Here is a 2,658-nt window from a genome sequence, read left to right as displayed (position 1 = left end):
CCGGGTCGGCAGTTCTGGTCCTGCGCTGGGTGGTGGCGCACGCTGCCGAGATTCCATTGTCGGCGATCGGCGCGGTGGTCGAGCTGGTCCAAATACAGGTCTATTTCCTCAAGCACCTTCGACCGTTCGCCGAGCAGACGGCCATCATGCTGTTCGGCTGGCTGCGTCAGCTTGATGTTCGCGACGCCGAGGTGACGATCCCCGGAGAGCGAAGCCTCGGCCGGGCGGCGAGCGACGCGTCGCGTAGCACGATAGAGCAGCTGCGCGGGATTGCGGTCTTGCTTGGCGAATTCGCGCCCGATCAACTGAAGACTTATTTAAGGGAGCTCGGCGCCGAGAAGGACAGCTACAAGGTCAAAGCGATCCGGCCATTTTCCAAGATGATCGCGCCGGTTGCGCCGGCCGAGCTTGCGGACCTCGTGCTGTCTAGCCTCATTGAGAAGCGGGATCGGCGCGGCCGCCGTGACCGCTCGATGGGGCGAGCCTTCACCTTCGCCGACAGCGACTATCTGCCGGCCTCGCCAGCGCAGCCGCCATTCCTCGATCTGTTGGAGTCCGGCGCGACCGAAGGGTTGAGACTGATTCGGACGCTGGTCGCGGAAGCGATTGCGTTCAACACCAACGGGCTTGTGTCGGAAGACGACGGCTACACCGTCGATCTCGGCCATGGCCCGCGCTTCTTTCCCTGGACTTCGAGCTACTTGTGGTCTCGCGATCAGAGCCACGAGTACTCGGCGGCCTCCGGACTGAAGGCCCTCGAGGCGTGGAGCCAGCAGCGCCTCGACGACGGTGTCCCCGTCGATGAAGTGCTCACCGACATCCTTGGACCCGAGGGCAGCTGTGCAGCCTATCTGCTGGTCGCAATCGACGTGCTGCTGTCGCATTTCGGTGTAGGCCGTGATGTTCTCGCTCCTTTTATCGCGGCCCCGGAGCTGCTGGCTGCCGACCGTGCGCGTCAGACCCATGATCATATCGGTTCGGGAATCGATTCCCCTATCGGGAAAGAGCCGGATGGAAAGGTCAAATTGGCCGACTTGAAAGCCCGCCCGTCACGGGGTGCGTCCTTGTTTGACATCGTCCCGAATTATATGGGCGACGATACCATTGCGAACCGTCTGCGTGAGCGGATGAGCGCTGCGGTCGAGAACCTGGACCCCTATGAGCCTTATTCGAACTGGGGAGATGCCCGGTTCATCGCACGCGTTGCCAACAACATGCTCCAGCGGTCGAACTGGACAGACATCGGGGGCGGGAAGTTGGCCTATCAATCGCCGGCGGACGAGGCCGCTCATCTTGCAGCGATGGAGAGGATGCGGGGTGAGTTTGTCCGATCGAGCGAACTCGAGGCTCGCATCAGTTTGGCTATGGGCGGAGAAGGCGAACACGCCACTGCTTCAACGGCACGCGATGCGGTCGAATACGCAGAGGGTGATCTCCCCGACGACAGTGACACCGATGCTCTCAAATCGCGCTCGACGAGGCTGATCAAGACTGCCTTGCTGGTGGCACGCGATGGGGATGACGAGTTGCTCGCAACGCACGAGAGATGGGTTCGTCAGGTCATCTCGATCGCGTTGGAAGAGCAGTCCGATCGCGGAGGTGGTTCGCAGGATACGCTACGCTTCAACCGCCCGGCGATCGCGACGCTTGCGCTGATTCATCTCTGGGAGCGTAACGGGAGCAACGCGGACCGAGATGCGCTGATCCGGATCGCGACCCGCAAGGACCGCAGCGCCGCGCCGGCCTTTTCCGCCGGCCTTGCGCGGATCCTAGAGATCGAGCCCAGGCTCTTCAAAGCGGCGATGCGCGTAGCCTTCGCAAGCATGACTTGGCGCTGGAAGAGCTATCAGGAGGAGGACGACGCCGAGCATGCGCGTTTCGAAGCAGAGCGGGCCGCGGCTATCGATGCCGCGGTCGCGGCCGAGATCGCGTGGCTGGATGGCGGCGCCGAACCGGCATGGCCGATTTGGCCCAGGGAGCGTCCACATCTGCGCCGCGGCTCGCGCATCCGCGTTCCCGAACCAGTCACACCGAGAGAGTTCGACGAAGACGAGGCGATCGAGATCGTCCACGCCGACAGCTCGGCTGCGGCGCAGTGGCTGGCGATGATCCAGGCCGCGCCTAAGGGATCGATCGGCTGGCGGCAGGAGGTGGTCGCGGGCTATGCCGACTGGACCGCGCGAATGAACGGATTGGGGCTATCGGTTGATATCGAGATCGACCGCGATCCCCACGACTGGAACCTGCACTATTATGCGCTGTTCGCCGAGCGACTACTCGACGGCACGCCCGCGTCATTCGATACCGATCTAAAGCTTGTGACCGATTTGCCAGACGAGCCCTTCGGCGACGTTGCGCAGGCGGTCGTGCATGCGGCCGACGCGCTCTATTTCAATGATCCCCAACGCCCCGCCTCTCGGCCTGCCGATCTGCGCGCCAAGCTGGTGGAGCGGGTAATCGCGCTCAAGCGGTGGGAATATGCCGGCGATCCGGCCAGCTCGCGGATCGACATGGAAAGTGGCGGCATCATCGCGAAGATGCTCCTCAATACCTACGATCCGTTCAACGGGACGCACAGCTATCTTCCACCATTACTCTTCGACCGTGTCGACCCGCTGCTAGCCACAATGCGCCCTCTGCTGAGGGGCGGCCCGACGG

At 63.1% G+C, this 2,658-nt stretch carries 1 pseudogene; it reads left to right on the top strand.

Annotated elements, in window-relative coordinates:
* Positions 1–2,658: pseudogene (locus tag EN749_RS37960) on the top strand (hypothetical protein); the annotation flags it as partial.

It is taken from the genome of Mesorhizobium sp. M7A.F.Ca.ET.027.02.1.1 (genome assembly GCF_004022985.1).
Taxonomy (GTDB): Bacteria; Pseudomonadota; Alphaproteobacteria; order Rhizobiales; family Rhizobiaceae; genus Mesorhizobium.
Note: the sequence above shows the minus strand (reverse complement) of the source record. Positions and strands in the feature narration are given on the sequence as shown.